Annotated in this window: 16 protein-coding genes; 10 read left to right on the top strand and 6 right to left on the bottom strand. The window is 67.3% G+C overall.

All coding sequences use genetic code 11. The features are described 5' to 3' along the window. The first annotated feature begins 23 nt into the window (after positions 1-23). A complete protein-coding gene (locus A7X12_RS05040; RefSeq protein WP_064310535.1) occupies positions 24-569 on the top strand; it encodes a hypothetical protein in 546 nt (181 codons plus the stop codon). Positions 570-590: 21 nt separating this feature from the next. On the opposite strand, the gene A7X12_RS05035 is transcribed toward A7X12_RS05040, so the two are convergent. Continuing rightward, positions 591-1598 carry a fumarylacetoacetate hydrolase family protein gene (locus A7X12_RS05035; protein WP_064310534.1) on the bottom strand — a complete coding sequence of 336 codons (1008 nt, stop codon included), beginning with the start codon at positions 1596-1598 and terminating at the stop codon, positions 591-593. A gap of 106 nt (positions 1599-1704) precedes the next feature. Here A7X12_RS05035 and A7X12_RS05030 point away from each other — a divergent pair, with 106 nt between their 5' ends. Together A7X12_RS05030 and A7X12_RS05025 are read left to right on the top strand one after the other, a co-directional pair. Then, entirely contained in the window at positions 1705-5085 is a 3381-nt protein-coding gene (locus tag A7X12_RS05030; RefSeq protein ID WP_232318366.1) for a PAS domain-containing protein, read from the top strand. Between the two features lie 142 nt (positions 5086-5227). Further along, positions 5228-6517 (top strand): adenylosuccinate synthase, encoded by a 1290-nt coding sequence (locus tag A7X12_RS05025; RefSeq protein ID WP_064310533.1) that lies wholly within the window; start codon positions 5228-5230, stop codon positions 6515-6517. A gap of 95 nt (positions 6518-6612) precedes the next feature. On the opposite strand, the gene A7X12_RS05020 is transcribed toward A7X12_RS05025, so the two are convergent. The 3 genes from A7X12_RS05020 to A7X12_RS05010 form a co-directional block, all read right to left on the bottom strand. Then, positions 6613-6951: a hypothetical protein gene (locus tag A7X12_RS05020; RefSeq protein ID WP_064310532.1), complete on the bottom strand. Its 339-nt coding sequence runs from the start codon at positions 6949-6951 to the stop codon at positions 6613-6615. A 123-nt stretch (positions 6952-7074) separates the two neighbouring features. Further along, complete coding sequence (aroC, locus tag A7X12_RS05015) at positions 7075-8145, bottom strand: chorismate synthase (RefSeq protein WP_064310531.1); 1071 nt, start codon at positions 8143-8145, stop codon at positions 7075-7077. A 135-nt stretch (positions 8146-8280) separates the two neighbouring features. Continuing rightward, positions 8281-9057 (bottom strand): crotonase/enoyl-CoA hydratase family protein, encoded by a 777-nt coding sequence (locus A7X12_RS05010; protein ID WP_064310530.1) that lies wholly within the window; start codon positions 9055-9057, stop codon positions 8281-8283. A gap of 79 nt (positions 9058-9136) precedes the next feature. Between A7X12_RS05010 and A7X12_RS05005 the strand changes: the two genes are divergently transcribed. Beyond that, positions 9137-9589, top strand: coding sequence for a PaaI family thioesterase (locus tag A7X12_RS05005; RefSeq protein WP_064310529.1), 453 nt, complete (start codon positions 9137-9139; stop codon positions 9587-9589). Continuing rightward, positions 9586-9963, top strand: a complete 378-nt coding sequence (locus A7X12_RS05000; RefSeq protein WP_064310528.1) for a PaaI family thioesterase — start codon at positions 9586-9588, stop codon at positions 9961-9963. The genes A7X12_RS05005 and A7X12_RS05000 overlap by 4 nt, the downstream gene beginning before the upstream one ends. A gap of 51 nt (positions 9964-10014) precedes the next feature. Here A7X12_RS05000 and A7X12_RS04995 read toward each other — a convergent pair whose 3' ends face one another. Then, positions 10015-11295 (bottom strand): PQQ-dependent sugar dehydrogenase, encoded by a 1281-nt coding sequence (locus A7X12_RS04995; RefSeq protein WP_064310527.1) that lies wholly within the window; start codon positions 11293-11295, stop codon positions 10015-10017. A 218-nt stretch (positions 11296-11513) separates the two neighbouring features. On the opposite strand from A7X12_RS04995, the gene rimP reads away from it, so the two are divergent. The 5 genes from rimP to rbfA all read left to right on the top strand — a co-directional run bounded on the left by rimP (position 11514) and on the right by rbfA (position 18103). Continuing rightward, positions 11514-12068, top strand: a complete 555-nt coding sequence (gene rimP / locus A7X12_RS04990; protein ID WP_064310526.1) for a ribosome maturation protein RimP — start codon at positions 11514-11516, stop codon at positions 12066-12068. Positions 12069-12074: 6 nt separating this feature from the next. After that, entirely contained in the window at positions 12075-13694 is a 1620-nt protein-coding gene (gene nusA / locus A7X12_RS04985; protein ID WP_064310525.1) for a transcription termination factor NusA, read from the top strand. A 57-nt stretch (positions 13695-13751) separates the two neighbouring features. Beyond that, positions 13752-14456 carry a DUF448 domain-containing protein gene (locus tag A7X12_RS04980; protein WP_064310524.1) on the top strand — a complete coding sequence of 235 codons (705 nt, stop codon included), beginning with the start codon at positions 13752-13754 and terminating at the stop codon, positions 14454-14456. Between the two features lie 4 nt (positions 14457-14460). Beyond that, the gene (gene infB, locus A7X12_RS04975; RefSeq protein ID WP_064310523.1) at positions 14461-17364 is read left to right on the top strand and encodes a translation initiation factor IF-2; all 2904 of its coding nucleotides are present in this window, start codon (positions 14461-14463) and stop codon (positions 17362-17364) included. A gap of 343 nt (positions 17365-17707) precedes the next feature. Then, the gene (gene rbfA / locus A7X12_RS04970; RefSeq protein WP_064310522.1) at positions 17708-18103 is read left to right on the top strand and encodes a 30S ribosome-binding factor RbfA; all 396 of its coding nucleotides are present in this window, start codon (positions 17708-17710) and stop codon (positions 18101-18103) included. Here rbfA and A7X12_RS04965 read toward each other — a convergent pair. Beyond that, positions 18100-18585: a hypothetical protein gene (locus A7X12_RS04965; RefSeq protein ID WP_157105498.1), complete on the bottom strand. Its 486-nt coding sequence runs from the start codon at positions 18583-18585 to the stop codon at positions 18100-18102. The genes rbfA and A7X12_RS04965 overlap by 4 nt on opposite strands. Between the last annotated feature and the right edge of the window lie 73 nt (positions 18586-18658).

Genomic DNA, 18658 nt, shown 5'->3' with positions numbered 1-18658 from the left:
GCATCATCTTCCGGGGGGGAACCATGCTGAACCATCTTCTGATCGCCGGATCCGGTCTGCTGCTCGCATCCACCGCGCACGCGCAAAGCGTCGCGCCGCCGCCCGCGGCGCTGCAGGCGCTCGAAGGCTGCTGGCAGGGCAGCGGCAAGGTGATGGACAAGCCCGTCACCCTCACGCTCCGCGCCGCGCCGACGGCGATGGGGGCAATGATCGCGCTCGATACGACCAGCGTCGCCACCGCCGATGCCGCCGACCGCTACGCCGCGCACCTCGTCTTCGGCTGGTTGCCCGCCAAGGCCGGGCGCCCGGCAGGCGCGTTCACCGGCTATTGGGCGGACAGCTTCGGCGGCGCCTTCGCGGCGCCCGGCGAGGGCGAGGCGCAGGATCAGGGATTCGAGATGCGCTATCGCTTCGGCAGCGACACCTTCGTCAATCGCTGGCGGCGCACGGGGCAGATGCTCGACTGGACGATCGTCGCGCGCGATGCCGCGGCCAAGGAAAGCACCTTCGCTACGTACCGGCTGACCGTCACGCCGTGCGGACCGGCCAGGCCGGCGCCGCGCCGTTAGGACGCCGCGCCGGCCCGCGGATCAGCCTGCCACCACCGTCTGCTCGATCGTGCCGAAGATCGGGTGGTGCTTGTCGTCCTCCGCCCAGATGCGGATCGTGTCGCCGGCCTTGAGGAACGGTGTCTCGGCGCTCCCACGCAGGATCGTCTCGACGGTGCGCACCTCGGCGAGGCAGCAATAGCCCTTGCCGCCCTCGCCGATCGGCTTGCCCGGGCCACCACCCTCGTCGCGGTTGGAGACGGTGCCCGAGCCAATGATCGTGCCTGCACCCAGCGCGCGCGTCTTCGCCGCATGGGCGATCAGCGTGCCGAAATCGAAGGTCATGTCCTCGCCCGCGTCGACCCGGCCGAACGGCTGGCCGTTGAGATCGACCATCAGCGTGCGGTGGAACTTGCCCTCCTGCCACCAGTCGCCCAGCGCATCGGGCGTGACGAACACCGGCGAGAAGGCGCTGGCCGGCTTGGACTGGAAGAAGCCGAAGCCCTTGGCGAGTTCGCCCGGGATCAGGTTGCGCAAGCTCACGTCGTTGGTCAGGCCCACCAGCCGCACCGCCGCCAGCGCTTCCTCACGGCTGGCACCCAGCGGCACGTCGCCGGTGACGACCACCACTTCGGCCTCGAGGTCGCAGCCCCAGCTTTCGTCCTTGAGCGGGATCGAATCGCGCGGGCCCAGGAAGCCGTCGGATCCGCCCTGGTACATCAGGGGATCCTGCCAGAAGCTCTCCGGCAGCTCGGCGCCGCGCGCCTGCCGCACCAGCGCGACATGGTTCACATAGGCGGAGCCGTCCGCCCATTGATAGGCGCGGGGCAAGGGGGCTGCGGCCTGGCGCTCATGGAAGCGCATCATCGGGATGGTCTCATGCTCGAGATCGGTGGCGAGGTTGCGCAGATCGCCCTCCACCCGCGCCCAATCGTCCAGCGCCGCCTGCAGCGTGGGGGCGATATGGCTGGCATCGGCGCACCAGGCGAGATCGTTCGAGACGACGACGAGCTTGCCGTCGCGGCCCTGCTTGAGGCTGGCTAGTTTCATTTGACACCATCTCCTTCGGCGGTCGCATTAGAGCAACTTCGCGCTCGGCGGAACCGTAGCGCGTTGCTACGTATTTTGCCCAGTCGCATTGACTTCGGGGTGGGCCATGATCAACGAATTGCACATGGCTGCGCCGCTACGCTTTCTGGATCATGGCGGTGAGATGGCCGACCGTATCCGGACGTTCGACTGGACCGGCCATCCGTTCGGCACGCCCGCGACCTGGTGCGAACCGCTGCGCATCGCCGTCGATATGATGCTGGCCTCGCGCTTTCCGAAGGCGATTTACTGGGGGCCCGAGTTCCGCCTGCTCTACAACGACGCCTGGGCGCCGATCGCAGCCGACCGGCATCCTTGGGCGCTTGGACGGGCGGGCAGCGAGGTCTGGGCGGAAATCTGGGACGTGATCAGCCCGCAGATGGAGGAGGTGGTCGCAACCGGCCGTGGCTTCGCCGTCTATGACCAGCTGCTGCGCATGGCGCGCGACGGCGTGCCGCGCGACAGCTGGTGGAATTACAGTTTCACGCCGATTCGCGACGCCGAGGGCCGGGTGCTCGGCATCCTGAACCAGGGCAATGAGACGACGCGGGTAGTGCTCGCCGAGCGGGCACAGCAGGCCGAGCTGGAGCGGCTGCGAGAATATTTCCAGCAGGCCCCGGGGGCGGTGGCGCTGGTCGAGGGGGCGGAACACCGCTTCGTCCTTGCCAACCCGGCCTATCTCGAACTGGTCGGACGGGATGCGGTGGTGGGCCGGTCGGTCGCGGAGGTGCTGCCCGAGATCATCGAGCAGGGCTATGTGGAGGTACTCGACCAGGTCTACCGGAAGGGCGAACCCTATCGCGCGGTCAATCGCGACGTCCTGCTGCGCCGGGGCGAGGAAATCGACGCGAAGCGTCGCGTGCTGGACTTCGCCTTCCAGCCGATCAAGGACGGGAGAGGCGCCTGCACCGGCATCTTCATCGCCGCCGCGGACATCACCGAGCGCGCCGAGGCCGAGGAGGCCCTGCGCCGGAGCGAGGAGCGCCTGCAGCTCGCGCTGAACGCGTCGACCGGCGTCGGCACATGGGACTGGAAGGCGGAAACCGGCCGGATCACCGGTGACGAACGTTTCGCGGCGCTGTTCGGGATCGCTCCGGAGCGCGTTGCCGATGGCGGCGGTTTCGATCGGGTCCTCAACCTGATCCACCCGGACGACCGCGCGCGCATCGCCGCGGAAGTGCGCCAGTCGATCGCGGACCGCAGCGCGCTCAAGCTCGAATTTCGGGTGATGCGTGCGGACGGACAGGTGCGCTGGCTGCTGACCCAGGGGCGCTGCATCTTCGATGCTGCGGGGCAACCGGTCCGCTTTCCGGGTGTCAGCCTCGACATCACCGATCGCAAGCTGGCGGAGGAGGCCGCGCAGGAAGCAGCCGACGATCTGCGCGGCATCACCGAATCGCAATCCTTCCTGCACGGCCTCGCGGAGCGTCAGCGCGCGCTGGACACGCCCGATGCGATCATGGAGCTGACCGCCGCCGAACTGGGCAGGAAGCTAGGCCTGTCCCGTGTCGGCTTCTACCGGGTGGCGGGGGACGTCATCCATCTCGGTCCCTGCTGGACCGATGGCGGCCTGCCCAAATTCGCGGGCCAGTGGCGACTGGACGCCGTCGCCCCGCTGGTCGAGCGCTACCGCGAGGGGCGCACGATCACCTTCGACGACAGCAATGCCGAATATCCGCATACGGAGCTGAGCAGACTCTCTCCCTCGGCAATCGGCGTGCCGCTGCTGCGCGGGGGGCAATGGGTTGCTACCTTCTACGCCAACGGTTCCGGCCCGCGGCATTGGAAGCCGGAGGAAATCGCCTTCGTCGAGACCGTGGTGGAGACCACATGGGATTCGGTGGAACGTGCCGATGCGGTGCTGGCGCTGCGCAAAAGCGAGGCCCAGTTCCGCGCGATCACCAACTCGATCGACCATATGGTATGGTCTGCGGATGCCGAAGGGGCCGTCGATTACTATAACGACCGCTGGTACGAATATACCGGCGTCGAACATGGCAGCACCGATGGACATGCCTGGGGCAAGGTACTGCATCCCGACGATCAGCGACGCGCGGCGGCAGTGTGGGAGCATTGCGTTCAGACCGGCGATCTGTACCGCATCGAATATCGGATGCGGCATCACAGCGGCACCTATCGTTGGGCCTTGGGACGCGCGCAGGCGCTTCGGGACGATAGCGGACGAATCGTGCGCTGGTTCGGCACCAGTACCGACATCCAGGATATCGTGGACGCCCGCGAAGTGCTCGCCCGCTCGCGGGAGGAGCTGGAGGCGGCGGTCCGCGAACGAACCGAGCGGTTGATGGCTGCCGAGGCCCAGCTCCGCCAGGCGCAGAAAATGGAGGCGGTGGGCCAGTTGACTGGCGGCATCGCGCACGACTTCAACAATATGCTGGCGGTCGTGATCGGCGCGCTGGATCTGATGGAGCGGCGCGTCGCGCAAGGCCGCACCGATATCGATCGCTATCTGATCGCCGCGCGGGATGGAGCGAGCCGCGCCGCCGCGCTGACCCAGCGCCTGCTTGCCTTTTCGCGCCGACAGCCGCTGGCGCCGACCGCGCTCGATGTGAACGATATGCTGGGGGGCATGATCGAGCTGCTCGTCCGCACCCTGGGCGAGGGGGTGGTGATCGAGACCCAGTTCGCCCGTCGGCTCGACCCCGTCGTCGCGGATCGCAACCAGCTGGAGAATGTGGTCCTCAACCTCGCGGTGAACGGTCGCGACGCGATGCCGCAGGGCGGTACGCTGACGATCGAGACCGACCATGTCGCGATCGGGGCCGAGGTTGCGGCGCGGTACGAGATCGCGGCCGGCGATTATGTCGAGATCCGTATCCGCGACACCGGCGTCGGCATGCCGCCGGACGTGGCGGCGCGCGCGTTCGATCCTTTCTTCACCACCAAGGGCGTGGGCAAGGGAACCGGTCTGGGGCTCAGCCAGGTGTTCGGCTTCATCCGCCAGTCGGGCGGGCATGTCACGATCGAGAGCGAGCCGGAGCGCGGCACCAACGTTCGCGTGCTGTTACCCGCCAAGCCGGAGGCCGTCCCGGCACCTGCGGCAAATTGCATCGAAGGCGAGTTGCCGAGGGGCAAGGCGTCCGAAATCATCCTGGTCGTCGAGGACGAGGATCGGGTACGAACCTACTCGGTCGAGGCGCTGCGCGAGCTTGGCTATGGCGTGGTATTCGCCCGTGACGGGATCGAGGCGCTGCGGCTGCTCGAGCGCGGTCAGAAGGTCTCGCTGCTGTTCAGCGACGTCGTCATGCCCGAAATGAGCGGGCGCGAGCTGGCGGCAAAGGTGCGCGCGCGGATGCCGGCGCTGAAGGTACTGCTCACCAGCGGCTATGCTCCCGACGCACCGGCGCCCGATATGGACGAGGCCATCCTGCCCAAGCCTTTCGACATCGCGACGCTGGCCACCGCGATCCGTGCCGCATTGGACGGTTGACGGCAGGAAAGGCTTGACCTTCGGGCCCGTTCTCGCCATTCGCCCCGCGGCTTCGGGCGACGCGTCCGGTTGACCAGTCCCTGCCGCCGAGTCCTGTCGAAGGGCGGCCAGGGTCCGCCCGGCAGGCGGAGGACGTGTATCCATGGCAAATGTGGCAGTGATCGGCGCCCAATGGGGTGACGAAGGCAAGGGCAAGATCGTCGACTGGCTCGCCGAGCGTGCCGATGTTGTCGTCCGTTTCCAGGGCGGGCATAATGCCGGCCATACGCTGGTGATCGGCGAGAAGGTCTACAAGCTCTCGCTGTTGCCCTCGGGCATCGTGCGCGGCACGCCCAGCGTGATCGGCAACGGCGTGGTGCTCGACCCCTGGGCGCTCAAGGCCGAAGTGGAGAAGCTGCGCGAGCAGGGCGTCGACGTGACCCCGGACACGCTGAAGATCGCCGATACCTGCCCGCTGATCCTGCCTTTCCACCGCGATCTCGACGCGCTGCGCGAGGACGCCAGCGGCGCGGGCAAGATCGGCACCACCCGTCGCGGCATCGGCCCGGCCTATGAGGACAAGGTCGGCCGACGTGCGATCCGGGTGTGCGATCTCGCCAATCTTGATGCGATCGGGCCTCAGGTCGATCGTCTCGCTGCGCATCACGATGCATTGCGCGCCGGCTTCGGCCAGCCGCCGATCGACCGGGAGGGCTTGCTCGAGGAACTGCGCGGCATCGCCGGCTTCGTGCTGCCGTTCGTGCAGCCGGTGTGGAAGATGCTCAACGAGGTGCGGTCGCGCGGCCGCCGCATCCTGTTCGAGGGCGCCCAGGGCGTGCTGCTCGACATCGACCACGGCACCTATCCGTTCGTCACCTCGTCCAACACCGTCTCGGGCACTGCGGCGAGCGGCAGCGGCATGGGGCCGGGCGCGGTGGGCTTCGTTCTCGGTATCGCCAAGGCCTATACTACCCGCGTCGGATCGGGCCCGTTCCCGAGCGAGCTGGACAATGCGGTGGGCGAGCGGCTCGGCACGCGCGGCCACGAGTTCGGCACCGTCACCGGGCGCAAGCGTCGTTGCGGCTGGCTCGATGCGGTATTGCTGCGCCAGTCGGTCGCGGTCGCCGGCATCACCGGCATCGCGCTGACCAAGCTCGACGTGCTCGACGGGTTCGACGAGATCCAGGTCTGCACCGGCTATCGCCTGAACGGCGAGGTGCTCGACTATTATCCGGCCAGCGCGCCCGACCAGGCAGCGGTGGAGCCGATCTACGAGACGATGGAAGGCTGGTCCGAATCGACCTTCGGCGCGCGAAGCTGGGCCGAGCTGCCGGCGCAGGCGATCAAGTATATCCGTCGCGTGGAAGAGCTGATCCAGTGCCCGGTCGCGCTGGTATCGACCAGCCCCGAGCGCGAGGACACCATCCTCGTCCGCGATCCCTTCGCGGACTGACGCAAAAACGCCCGGCTCTCGAAGGAGGGCCGGGCGAGCTTGGTTCGAGGCGAGGAACCGAAAGGGGGGAAAGGTTCCTCTTTCCCGAGCAGCGCTTAGCGGGGACGCTTGCGCTTCGGCTTGTCGCCGGTGTTATCGCCCATGGTCGAGTCCGTCGTGCTGGCGCTCGGATCGGTGGGGGACGTGGTGGTTGTGGACGAATCCGGCGTGTTCATCGTGCCCGATCCGGTCGTGCCGCCGGGCGTCGTGGTGGTCGACGGATTCATCGAAGGATCGGTGGGCGACGTGGTCTGACCCGGGCTCGTCTGGCCCGGCATGGTGCTCTGATCCGTGGTGGTGCCGCCCGGGGTCGTCTGGCCCGGCGTGGTCTGCTGCGCGAACGCGGCCGGGGCAGCGATCAGCGTAGCGGCGGCGAGAATCGTCTTGATGTACATTACTCGGCATCCTTCTGTTGATCTGCCAACGGAAGAATAACCACCAAGCTCGCAAGAAGTCTCATCAACTGATTTCCATTAGCCGATAAAAGCGAACGGTTCAGGGGTGAGTCGAGCGCAAGATCAGCCGACTTGCGCCCGGTGCAGCAATTTCTGGTCTGCCAGTACGAGCGCCACCATTGCTTCGACGACCGGTACGCCGCGAATGCCGACGCACGGATCGTGGCGGCCCTTGGTGCGGATCTCGCTCGCCGCGCCGTCGCGGGTGACGGTTTCGACGGGGATGAGGATCGAGCTGGTCGGCTTGAATGCCACCCGCATCCGCACCGGCTGGCCCGTGGCGATGCCGCCCGCGATGCCGCCCGCATGGTTGGCCAGGAAGGCGACGCCGCCGTCATTGCCGGGACGCATGGCGTCGGCATTGTCCTCGCCGCGCAGGGCTGCCGCTGCGAAGCCGTCGCCGATCTCGAAACCCTTCACCGCGTTGATCGACATGCAGGCCGCCGCGAGTTCGCTGTCGAGCTTGGCGTAGAGCGGCGCGCCCCAGCCGGCTGGCACCCCGGTTGCCTCGCAGGCGACGACCGCGCCGAGCGAGGAGCCGTCCTTGCGCGCCGCGTCGACCAGCGCTTCCCAGCGGATGGCTGCCTCCGGATCGGGGCAGAAGAACGGGTTGTTGCCGATCTCGGCCGCGTCGAACCTGGCATAGTCGATCGCGTCGCCGCCGATCGCCTCGACCCAGGCGGTGATCGTCACCTCCGGGATCACCAGCCGCGCCACGGCGCCGGCGGCAACGCGCGCCGCGGTCTCGCGCGCCGAGGACCGGCCACCGCCGCGATAGTCGCGGAAGCCGTATTTCTGGTCATAGGCATAATCGGCATGGCCGGGGCGATAGGCCTTGGCGACCTCCGAATAATCCTTGGAGCGCTGGTCGACATTGTCGATGTGGAGCGCGATCGGCGTACCCGTGGTGCGCCCCTCGAACACGCCGGAGAGGATGCGGACCTGGTCCGGCTCCTGCCGCTGGGTGGTGAAACGCGACTGGCCGGGGCGGCGGCGATCGAGAAAGGGCTGGATGTCCGTTTCGGTCAGGTTCAGCCCCGGCGGGCAGCCATCGACCACTGCGCCCAGCGCAGGCCCATGGCTCTCGCCCCAGGTGGTGAAGCGGAATACGCGACCGAAGCTGTTGAACGACATCGGCGCACGCCCTCCGCCTGGTTGAAAACAGCCGGCCGTTTCGCAGGTGTCGCGCGCGGCTGCAACCCGTCCGTCCCGCACCGGGCGGGCAGCAGCCTGTCAGCACGATGATTCGAGTCTTGGGTACGTCTGGCGTCAGTCGCGGAACTCGGGTGCGCGTTTCTGCATATTGGCCATCACCGCCTCAATCTGATTGGGTGTGCGCAGCAGCGCTGCCTGCTCGACGCTCTCCGCCGATAGCACCGCGGCGGCATCGCCCTCATGATTGGCGAGCCGCTTGGCGGCGCGGATCGCGTCCGGGTTGCGACCGGCGATGGCGCCGGCGAGGGCCATGGCTTCCGCATGGGGGTCGTCTGCGAGGCGGGTGACGAAGCCAAAGCCTTGTGCCTCCGCCGCGTCGAACTCGCGGGCGGTGTAGGTCAGCTCGCGCAGCACGTCGTCGCGCACGGTGCCGCGCCAGAGCACGAAGCCGGCCATGTCGGGCACGATGCCCCATTTCAGCTCCATCACCGAGAGCCGCGTATCGGGTGTGGCGATCCGGACATCCGCGCCGCTCGCGATCTGGAGCCCGCCGCCGAAGGCGACGCCGTGCACCGCGGCGATCACCGGTACGGGCAGGGTCCGCCAGCCCCAGGCCACCTGCTGGAAGCTGTTGGCGAGGCCGTGGGTGCGCGCGGCGATGTCGACACTCCCACCGACATTGGCCATGCTCGCCATGTCGAGCCCGGCGCAGAAGGCGCGGCCCTCGCCGGAAAGCACGATCGCGCGCAGGCCCCTGGTTTGTCCGAGCGTATCGATCGCGGCCAGCAGCCCTTCGATCATCGCCGGGTCGAGCGCGTTCATCTTGTCGGGGCGCGCCAGCCGTACATCGGCCACGCCGCCTTCGATGGTCCAGGTCACGCGCTCGGTCATCTCGCATCCTCTCTCGCTTGCCGGCGACTGTGCGGCGAAGCATTTGCGCGGGCAAGATGGCGGCGCTAGAAAAGTGGGTATGTCCCAGCCCAGCGATCCCGCGGCGCCGCCCCGGTTCGATCCGCGCATGTTCTTTGCGCTCCGCTTTCCCAACCATGGCAGCCGCCTGGGGATTGCGCACCACGACCATGGCGAGGACTGGTCGGAGTTGGAGTTGCCCTGGCGCGCCGATCTGGTGGGGCAGGAAGAAACCGGCGTGCTCGCCTCGGGCCCGATCCTTGCGCTGATGGACATGGCGAGCAGCGTCGCGGTGTGGCTGAAAGCGGGCAGGTTCCTGCCGCATGCGACGCTCGACCTGCGGATCGACTATCTGCGTCCGGCGCGGACGGGGCAGACGATCATCGGGCGCGGCGAATGCTACCGGCTCACCCGCTCGATCGCCTTCGTGCGGGGGCAGGCGCATGACGGCGATCCGGCCGATCCGGTGGCGCATGTCGCGGGCACCTTCATGGCGGCGGAGGGCTATTGGTGAAGCTCCCGCCTTATGCCGAGCTGCTGGGGCTCACCGTCGAGCCGGGCGCGGATGCGCCGGTGCTGGTCCTGCCTTTTTCCGGCGACGTGGTCGGGCGACCGGGGTTTCTGCATGGCGGTGCCATCGGCGGGCTGCTGGAAATGGCAGCGGTCGGTGCGCTGCTCCAGGCGCTGGAGGGCGAGGGCGGGGCGAAGGTTAAGCCGGTCAGCGTCACCGTCGATTATATGCGCGGCGGCCGCGAGAAGGAAACGCGGGCCAAGGGCACGGTGACGCGGCTGGGCAATCGCGTGGCGAACGTCAGCGCGGTGGCGTGGCAGGACGAAGAGGACCGGCCGATCGCCGCGGCGCGGATGAATTTCCTGATTGTCCGGTAGGAACGCCCCTCCCGCTGGCGGGAGGGGAGCGCCGATGGCGGGGGCGCCGTCTTACTTCTTCGGGCTGACTCGCATCAGCCAGCCGCCGTCGCCCTTGGCGCCGTCCTGCAGCAGCCAGAGCGAGCCGTCCGGTCCCTGGGCCACGTCGCGGATTCGCATGCCCATGTCCCACTGGTCCGCCTTGCGGGCGTTCGTTCCGTCGAGCGCGATGCGGATCAGCGCCTGGCCGGACATCGCGCCCATCAGCAGCGAGCCCTTCCACTGCGGGAACTCGCTGCCGGTATAGTAGATCAGCCCGGACGGCGAGATCGACGGCACCCAATAGAGCTTGGGCATCTCATAGCCGTCGCCTGCCTTGGGCTTGGGGATCGGCTTGTTGTTGTAGTTCTCGCCGAACGAGACGTTGGGCCAGCCATAGTTGCGGCCCTTGACGATCAGGTTGAGTTCGTCGCCGCCCTGCGGGCCCATCTCGTGCTCCCACAGATTGCCGGATGCATCGAAGACGAGGCCGTACGGATTGCGATGGCCGCTGCTCCAGGTCGAGGCCGGTGCGGGGTTGGGACCGTCAAAGGCGAAAGGCCGGCCCTTGGCGGCCTTGGCGGCCTCGGTGTCTTCCGGCGGATCTATCACCTGCACGGTGGTGGCGCCGACTTTGTCGGCATCGGGATTGTCCGACGCGGGCTTGCCGTCCAGCGTAAGGTGGAGGATCTTGCCGATCGCCTGGTTCGGATCCTGCGCGGGGGTGAAGCGCTGGCGCTCGCCCGAGGAGAGGAACAGCGACTTGCCGTCGGGGGCGAAGGCGATCACCGCGCCGAACTGGCCGCCGTCACCATCCGCGCCCGCGCGGAACAGCACCTCCACATTATCGAGTCGCGGCGCCATCGCCTTGCCGCGGGTGAGCTTGGCGCGGGCGAGCGCCAGTGCGCTGCCGTTGGCGCGCGGCTCCGAATAGGTGAAGTAGATCGTGTTGCTGCTGGCGAAGTCCGGCGCGGCGGCGACATCGAGCAGGCCGCCCTGGCCGCCCGCGGCGACCTTGGGCACGCCGGTGACCGCCTGCGCCTTCTGGTTGACCTCCCAATATTGCAATTGCCCGGCCTTCTCGGTCACCAGCGCGGCGCCGTCGGGCAGAAAGGCGAGCGCGAAGGGCGAGTCGAAATCGGCGACGCGGATCGCCGTGAACGGTGCGCCGGCGGGGAGCGGGGCGGGGGTGCCGCTCGGCACGGGTAGCGGTGTCGGCGCGGCTGCCGCACCGGTCGGCTGTTGGGCGTTGGAGCCTGGCGACGAACAGGCAGCGGCGAACAAGATCGGTATCAGCAGCAGCGAGCGGGGCATGGGAAATCCTCTCCGGCGATGGTTCGGCCACGAACGCAGCCGGTTTTGCAACGTGTTGCAACGACTTTCGTCCGCGAAAAGATGCAAGTAGCGAGGCGCCCCCTTGCTCCCGTAACAAGGATTGCGTATATCGCCGGTGCTTTCTCGGACATCGTCAAACATGATCGAGGTCGGGGCCACCAGGCTCCGGCGCCGAAGCTGCTTGATTTCAACCGGAGATGTGTGTGGCGAATCTCGCCGAACTGGCCAAGATGATCGAAACCGAAGCGCAGGCACTGGGCTTTGCCCTGGTGCGCGTGAAACTGTTCGGCGGCCAGAGCGATCCCACGCTGCAGATCATGGCCGAGCGCCCGGACACGCGCCAGCTGACGATCGACGATTGCGCCGATCTGTCGCGCCGCATCTCGGACCTGCTGGACCGGCTCGAGGCAGAGGGGCGCGATCCGATCGACCATGCCTATCGGCTGGAGGTCAGCTCGCCGGGCATCGACCGGCCGCTCACCCGGTTGCAGGATTTCGCCGACTGGAAGGGCCATGAGGCCCGCATCACGCTCGCGGAGAAGCTCGACGGGCGCAAGCAGTTCAAGGGTGATCTCGCCGGCATCGATGCGGAAGCCGCGACCGTCACGATCGTGACGCAGGGCGAGACGCAGCATGTGTTGCCGTTCGCAGCGATCGAAGACGCCAAGCTGACAATGACCGATCGCCTGATCGCCGCCACCGCGCCGCTCTCCGCCGAGGGCGCCGACAAGATTATCGAAGTAGAAGGATAAGCCCGGATGGCCACCGCCATTTCTGCCAACAAGGCCGAGCTGCTCGCGATCGCCGATTCGGTCGCGAAGGAAAAGCTGATCGACAAGGCCATCGTCATCGAGGCGATGGAAGATGCGATCCAGCGCGCCGCGAAGAATCGCTACGGCGTCGAGAACGACATTCGCGCGAAGCTCGACCCGGTTTCGGGCGACCTCCGCCTGTGGCGCGTCGTCGAGGTGGTCGAGCAGGTCGACGACTATTTCAAGCAGGTCGACCTGAAGGGCGCCGAGAAGCTCCAGAAGGGCGCGAAGGTTGGTGACTTCATCGTCGATCCGCTGCCCCCGATCGAGTTCGGCCGCATCCAGGCGCAGGCCTCGAAGCAGATCATCTTCCAGAAGGTCCGCGACGCCGAGCGCGAGCGCCAGTATGACGAGTTCAAGGACCGGGTGAACGAGATCATCACCGGTGTGGTGAAGCGCGTCGAGTTCGGCCATGTCGTCGTCGACCTGGGCCGCGCCGAGGGCGTGATCCGCCGCGACCAGCAGATCCCGCGCGAAGTGGTTCGCGTCGGCGATCGCGTCCGCTCGGTGGTGCTCAACGTCCGCCGCGAGAACCGTGGTCCGCAGATATTCCTGAGCCGGGCGCACCCCGAGTTCATGAAGAAGCTGTTCGCGCAGGAAGTGCCCGAAATCTACGACGGCATCATCGAGATCAAGGCCGCCGCCCGCGACCCGGGCAGCCGCGCCAAGATCGGCGTGATCAGCCATGACGGCTCGATCGACCCGGTCGGCGCCTGCGTCGGCATGAAGGGCAGCCGCGTGCAGGCCGTCGTGCAGGAAATGCAGGGCGAGAAGATCGACATCATCCCCTGGTCGCCGGACACCGCCACCTTCGTCGTCAACGCGCTGCAGCCGGCGAATGTCAGCCGCGTCGTGATCGACGAGGAAGAGGACCGCATCGAAGTCGTCGTCCCCGACGATCAGCTGAGCCTGGCGATCGGCCGTCGCGGCCAGAATGTCCGTCTGGCGTCGCAGCTGACCGGCAAGGCGATCGACATCCTCACCGAGGCGGATGCGAGCGAGAAGCGCCAGAAGGAATTCGTCGAGCGTTCGGAGATGTTCCAGAACGAGCTCGACGTCGACGAGACGCTGGCCCAGCTGCTGGTCGCCGAAGGTTTCGGCGCGCTGGAAGAAGTCGCCTATGTCGAGGTCGAGGAACTGGCGGCGATCGAGGGCTTCGACGAAGATCTTGCGCAGGAACTCCAGAACCGCGCCCAGGAAGCGCTGGAGCGCCGCGAGGAAGCCAATCGCGAAGAGCGCCGTGCGCTCGGCGTCGAGGACGACCTGACCACCATGCCGTACCTGACCGAAGCGATGCTGGTCACGCTCGGCAAGGCCGGCATCAAGACGCTCGACGACCTCGCCGATCTGGCGACCGACGAACTGGTCGAGAAGAAGCGCGCCGAGCCGCGTCGCCGCGGCGACGACACCCCCCGCAAGGAGCCCAAGGGCGGCATCCTCGCGGAATATGGCCTGAGCGACGAACAGGGCAACGAGATCATCATGGCGGCCCGCGCCCATTGGTTCGCCGATGAAGAACCTGCGCAAGCAGGCGAGGAGGACGCAATTGCGGACTCCGAACAATGATACGCGCCGACTGACATTGGCACTGGTCCTCCCCCCTCTCGGCAACGGGAGGGGACGATGACCGACGCGGTTCGCACCTGCATCCTGTCGCGCGAGGAATCGCCGCGTGAAGGGCTGATCCGACTCGTGCTTTCGCCCGAAGGCGAAGTGCTGCCCGACATTCGTGCCAAGGCCCCCGGACGCGGTGCCTGGATCTCCGTCGACAAGGCGGGGCTGACGGCGTCGCGCGACAAGGGCAAACTGAAGGGCGCGCTGTCGCGCAGCTTTCGCACCGGCGAGATTCGCATCCCCGACGATCTGGAGGACCGGATCGCCGCCCAGCTGCAGCGCGCCGCGCTCGACCGGCTGGGGCTGGAGGCGAAGGCGGGCTATGTGGTGATCGGTGCCGAGCGGATCGAAAAGGCCGCGCGCAGCGGCCGACTCCATCTGCTGCTCCACGCATCCGACGCCCGCGACGACGGCAGCCGAAAGCTGGCCCAGGCGTGGCGAGTTGGCTCGGATCGGGAAGGTTCTGCCCTCAAGGGCTTAACATTGCCGGTCTCGCGCACCATATTGTCCTTGGCGTTAGGCCGCGAAAATGTGGTACACGCCGGACTTATCGACGCCCGGGCGGCGCAGCGGACGAGCGAAGCGCTCGATCGCTGGCTGCACTTTATCGGACCCGAACCTGATCCCGTGTCTTGCGATTCCGAATCGCAAGGCGCATCGGCTTTGCCGTCCGCCGTGCCATTGACGACGAACATTATCGAGGAACTTGAGTAGCCGCATGAGCGACACCGAAAACGACAAGCCGAAACTGGGCATGCGCGCACCGCTGGGACTGAAGCGCACGGTGGAAACCGGCAAGGTGAAGCAGAGCTTCAGCCATGGCCGTTCCAACACCGTGGTCGTGGAGGTCAAGCGTCGCCGTGTTCTCGGCCCGCAGGGTGCGCCGATCGACGAGTCGACGCCGGCCCCTGCCGCTGCGCCCGAGGCTCCGGCTGCTCAGGCTCCCCGTCCCGCTGCCCCGCAGCAGGCATCGCGCCCGGCTGCCCAGCCGCCGCGCAAGCCGATGGACAATCTCTCGCCGCAGGAGCGCCAGGCCAAGCTGCTTCGCGAGGCCGAGGAACAGCGCATGCAGGCGCTGGAAGAGAGCCGTCGTCGTGACGACCGACTCCGCGCCGAAGCGCAGGAAGAAGAGCGTCGCCGCGCCGAAGAGCGCGCACGTGCCCAGACCGAGGCGGCGGCCGCCCCGGCGCCTGCGCCCGAGCCGACGCCGGCCCCTGCGCCCGCACCGGAACCGAAGCCGGAAGTGGTAGCGGAGGCCCCGGCGCCGACGCCCACGCCGACGCCGGAGCCGACTCCCGCACCCGCACCCGCACCCGCTCCGGCGGCACCGCAGGCCGCTGCCCCGCAGCAGCCGGCAGCGCCCAAGCCTGCCCAGCCGCAGGCCGCAGCGCCCAAGCCGGCCACGCCCGCGCAGCCGCCGCGCCGTCCGGTGCCCCAGGGTCCGATCACGCTGCAGCTCGACGCGTCGCTGCCGGCGCCGCGCCGGTTCACGCCGGTCGTGCGCCCGGAAATCCCCAAGCCGCAGCCGAAGCCCGAGCCGCAGCAGGCAGCGCCGGCCGCGACCCAGCAGACGCAACAGCAGCCCGCGCAGAACCAGAACCAGCAGCGTCCCGCAGCTGGTGCCGGTGCGCCGCGTCCGGCGCCTTCGGGTCCCGGCGCCGCGCCGCGCCGCCCGGGTGCCGATCCGGCCAAGCCGTCGCGCGACCGCAAGGGCGACGATCGCCGCCAGTCGGGCAAGCTCACCGTCACGCGCGCCCTGGGCGGCGACGATGGTGCGCGTGCGCGCAGCCTCGCGGCGCTGAAGCGCGCCCGTGAGAAGGAGCATCGCCGCTCCTATGGCGGCCCGCGCGAGCCGCAGATCAAGCAGGTCCGCGACGTGGTGGTGCCCGACGCCATCACCGTGCAGGAACTCGCCAACCGCATGGCCGAAAAGGGCGCGGACCTGGTGAAGGCCCTGTTCAAGATGGGCATGATGGTCACGGTCAATCAGTCAATCGACCAGGATACCGCCGAACTGCTCGTTACCGATTTCGGTCACAATGTGCAGCGCGTCAGCGACAGCGACGTCGATCTTCAGATCGATACCGAGCAGGATCCCGAGGACAAGCTGCAGCCGCGTCCGCCGGTCGTCACGATCATGGGGCACGTCGATCACGGCAAGACCTCGCTGCTCGACGCGCTGCGCGGCACCGATGTGGTGCGCGGCGAAGCCGGCGGCATCACCCAGCATATCGGCGCCTATCAGGTCACCCTGAAGGACAAGTCGAAGATCACCTTCCTCGACACGCCGGGCCATGAAGCGTTCAGCGAAATGCGCGCGCGTGGTGCCAACGTCACCGACATCGTGGTGCTGGTGGTGGCCGCGAACGACGGGCTGATGCCGCAGACGATCGAGGCTATCAACCACACCAAGGCGGCCGGCGTGCCGATGATCGTGGCGATCAACAAGGTCGACCTCGACAGCGCCAACCCGCAAAAGGTGCGCGAACGTCTGCTCGAGCATGAGGTGATCGTCGAGGAGATGGGCGGCGACGTCCAGAACGTCGAAGTATCGGCGCTGAAGAAGATCGGCCTCGACGCACTGATCGAGAAGATCCAGCTCCAGGCCGAACTGCTCGAACTGCGCGCCAACCCGGATCGCGAGGCGGAAGGCACCGTGATCGAGGCGAAGCTCGACAAGGGCCGCGGCCCGGTCGCGACGATCCTCGTCAACCGCGGTACGCTGCGCGTGGGCGACGTGTTCGTCGTCGGCGCGGAGAGCGGCAAGGTCCGTGCAATGATCGACGACAAGGGTCGCCAGATCAAGGAAGCGGGCCCGGCGATGCCGGTCGAGGTGCTTGGCATCTCGGGCGTGCCGTCGGCCGGCGATCCGATGCAGGTAGTCGACAGCGAGGCGCGTGCCCGCGAGGTCGCCGAATATCGTCAGGGCGTGCTGCTCCAGAAGCGCACCACCCAGGCGCCGGCGAGCCTGGAGAGCATGTTCTCCGCGCTCAAGGACAAGCAGGCGATCGAATATCCGGTGGTGGTCAAGGCCGACACGCAGGGGTCGACCGAAGCGATCGTGGGTGCGCTCAGCAAGCTGGGCAACGACGACATCCGCGTGCGCATCCTGCACTCGGGCGTCGGCGGCATCACCGAGAGCGACGTGGCGCTGGCTTCGGCAAGCGGCGCGCCGATCATCGGCTTCAACGTCCGCGCCAATGCCAAGGCGCGCGAGATCGCCGAGCGGAACAAGGTGGCGCTCAAATATTACGACGTCATCTACGACCTGACCGACGAGATCCGCGCTGGCATGGCGGGCGAGCTGGGTCCGGAAGCCTTCGAAACGGTCGTCGGCCGCGCCGAGATCAAGGAAGTCTTCTCGGCGGGCAAGCACGGCAAGGCAGCCGGTCTGCTGGTCGTCGACGGCTTCATCCGCAAGGCGCTCAAGGCACGCATCACGCGCAACGACGTCATCATCTACACCGGCGAGATCGCCTCGCTGCGTAGGTTCAAGGACGATGTCGCCGAAGTGCGCGCAGGCCTCGAGTGCGGTGTGACGTTCACGCAGAACTTCGTGGACATCAAGGCGGGCGATTACCTCGAAACTTACGAGGTCGAGCTGCGCGAACGTACGCTGTGATGCGGCTGCCCTTGTAAAACGCACGTTTTACAAGGGCTGTTGATCGCTCAGGCGGATGCGAACGCGTACACCTCCTTTCATCGCTACGTCGATGGAAGGAGGTGCGTATGTCGATTGAAGTAGTTCCTGGTTTCGCGATGCTGGTCATCGCGCAGTTTGGGCTAGCGATTAAGCGCATCGAGCTGAGCGGCAGGTAAGCTCGTGCGGGCTCCAGGTGCTGCAACGCCGGGAGCCTAATATGATTTGAGCCCGGGCGCTGGAACACCCGGGCTCAGGAAGTGATCGATTGCACAGAATTGACTGCAGTCCGTAACAGATAGCAAGAACCGGTCAGAATCACACGATGCGCCAGAACGACACCGATGAAACCCGCTCCGTCCGCGTGCTGCGCGTGGGCGAACAGGTGCGCCATATCCTCAGCGAAATCCTCCAGCGCGGCGACGTGCATGACGAGGTGCTGGCGAAGCACATGGTTTCGATAACGGAAGTGCGCATGTCCCCCGATCTGCGCCATGCGACGGTGTTCGTGAAGCCGCTGCTCGGCAAGGACGAGGAAGCGGTGCTCAAGGCGCTGCGCACCAACACCGCCTTCCTCCAGCGCGAAGTCGCGCACCGGGTGAAGATGAAGTACGCGGCCAAGCTCAAATTCCTGTCGGACGAGAGCTTCGACGAAGGCAGCCATATCGACCAGTTGCTCCGCGATCCCAAGGTCGCGCAGGACTTGGGCGAAAGCTCCTAGGCCCTGCCGCGCTTCGCCGAGGCCAGCGCACTGGCCCACAAGGTCGCGGCGGCTAGGAGACCGGTGGCCAGTGGGGCGTTGTCGGGCGGTAGCAGCCAGCCCATGGCGCCCACCAGCACCAACGCCGCGCCCGACCAATAATAGATTCGCGCCGGTATCCCGCGCGCCAGCGGCAGGAAATGCAGCCCCACGATGATTGCCATCGTCGGCAGAAGCCGTTCGGCCATGTGCAGTTTGATCAGGATATTCGCCGCCAGGAAAATCACCACCCCCTCGGCGCTGCTCCAGATCGCTACCAGCCGGCCGACATGCGAGCGATCGGCGTCGTCGGTCTCATCCGACGCATGGCGCGTCCCCAGCAGGATCGCCGCGCTGATTACAACCGCCGGCACGCTCCACCACAGCGGCAGGCGCGAGAAATGTAGCGCCCCCACGCACCAGAAGACCGCCATGACATTCAGAATCCAAAGCCCCGTACGCATCGTCGCCCCCCGGCAGTTTCAACGATGCTAACCGATGGACCGGGGGCGTGATAGCCGACATAGGGTGGTCGGC

The organism is Sphingomonas sp. TDK1, assembly GCF_001650735.1.
Lineage (GTDB): Bacteria > Pseudomonadota > Alphaproteobacteria > Sphingomonadales > Sphingomonadaceae > Sphingomonas.
The sequence above is the reverse complement of the archived record's forward strand: the minus strand, read 5'-3'. Positions and strand labels throughout refer to the sequence as shown.

Excerpts from the sequence above, each read along its gene's own strand:
- A7X12_RS05040 (WP_064310535.1), top strand. The coding sequence starts at position 24 with ATGCTGAACCATCTTCTGATCGCCGGATCCGGTCTGCTGCTCGCATCC.
- A7X12_RS05035 (WP_064310534.1), bottom strand. The coding sequence starts at position 1,598 with ATGAAACTAGCCAGCCTCAAGCAGGGCCGCGACGGCAAGCTCGTCGTC.
- A7X12_RS05030 (WP_232318366.1), top strand. The coding sequence starts at position 1,705 with ATGATCAACGAATTGCACATGGCTGCGCCGCTACGCTTTCTGGATCAT.
- A7X12_RS05025 (WP_064310533.1), top strand. The coding sequence starts at position 5,228 with ATGGCAAATGTGGCAGTGATCGGCGCCCAATGGGGTGACGAAGGCAAG.
- A7X12_RS05020 (WP_064310532.1), bottom strand. The coding sequence starts at position 6,951 with ATGTACATCAAGACGATTCTCGCCGCCGCTACGCTGATCGCTGCCCCG.
- aroC (WP_064310531.1), bottom strand. The coding sequence starts at position 8,145 with ATGTCGTTCAACAGCTTCGGTCGCGTATTCCGCTTCACCACCTGGGGC.
- A7X12_RS05010 (WP_064310530.1), bottom strand. The coding sequence starts at position 9,057 with ATGACCGAGCGCGTGACCTGGACCATCGAAGGCGGCGTGGCCGATGTA.
- A7X12_RS05005 (WP_064310529.1), top strand. The coding sequence starts at position 9,137 with ATGTCCCAGCCCAGCGATCCCGCGGCGCCGCCCCGGTTCGATCCGCGC.
- A7X12_RS04995 (WP_064310527.1), bottom strand. The coding sequence starts at position 11,295 with ATGCCCCGCTCGCTGCTGCTGATACCGATCTTGTTCGCCGCTGCCTGT.
- rimP (WP_064310526.1), top strand. The coding sequence starts at position 11,514 with ATGTGTGTGGCGAATCTCGCCGAACTGGCCAAGATGATCGAAACCGAA.
- nusA (WP_064310525.1), top strand. The coding sequence starts at position 12,075 with ATGGCCACCGCCATTTCTGCCAACAAGGCCGAGCTGCTCGCGATCGCC.
- A7X12_RS04980 (WP_064310524.1), top strand. The coding sequence starts at position 13,752 with ATGACCGACGCGGTTCGCACCTGCATCCTGTCGCGCGAGGAATCGCCG.
- infB (WP_064310523.1), top strand. The coding sequence starts at position 14,461 with ATGAGCGACACCGAAAACGACAAGCCGAAACTGGGCATGCGCGCACCG.
- rbfA (WP_064310522.1), top strand. The coding sequence starts at position 17,708 with ATGCGCCAGAACGACACCGATGAAACCCGCTCCGTCCGCGTGCTGCGC.
- A7X12_RS04965 (WP_157105498.1), bottom strand. The coding sequence starts at position 18,585 with ATGCGTACGGGGCTTTGGATTCTGAATGTCATGGCGGTCTTCTGGTGC.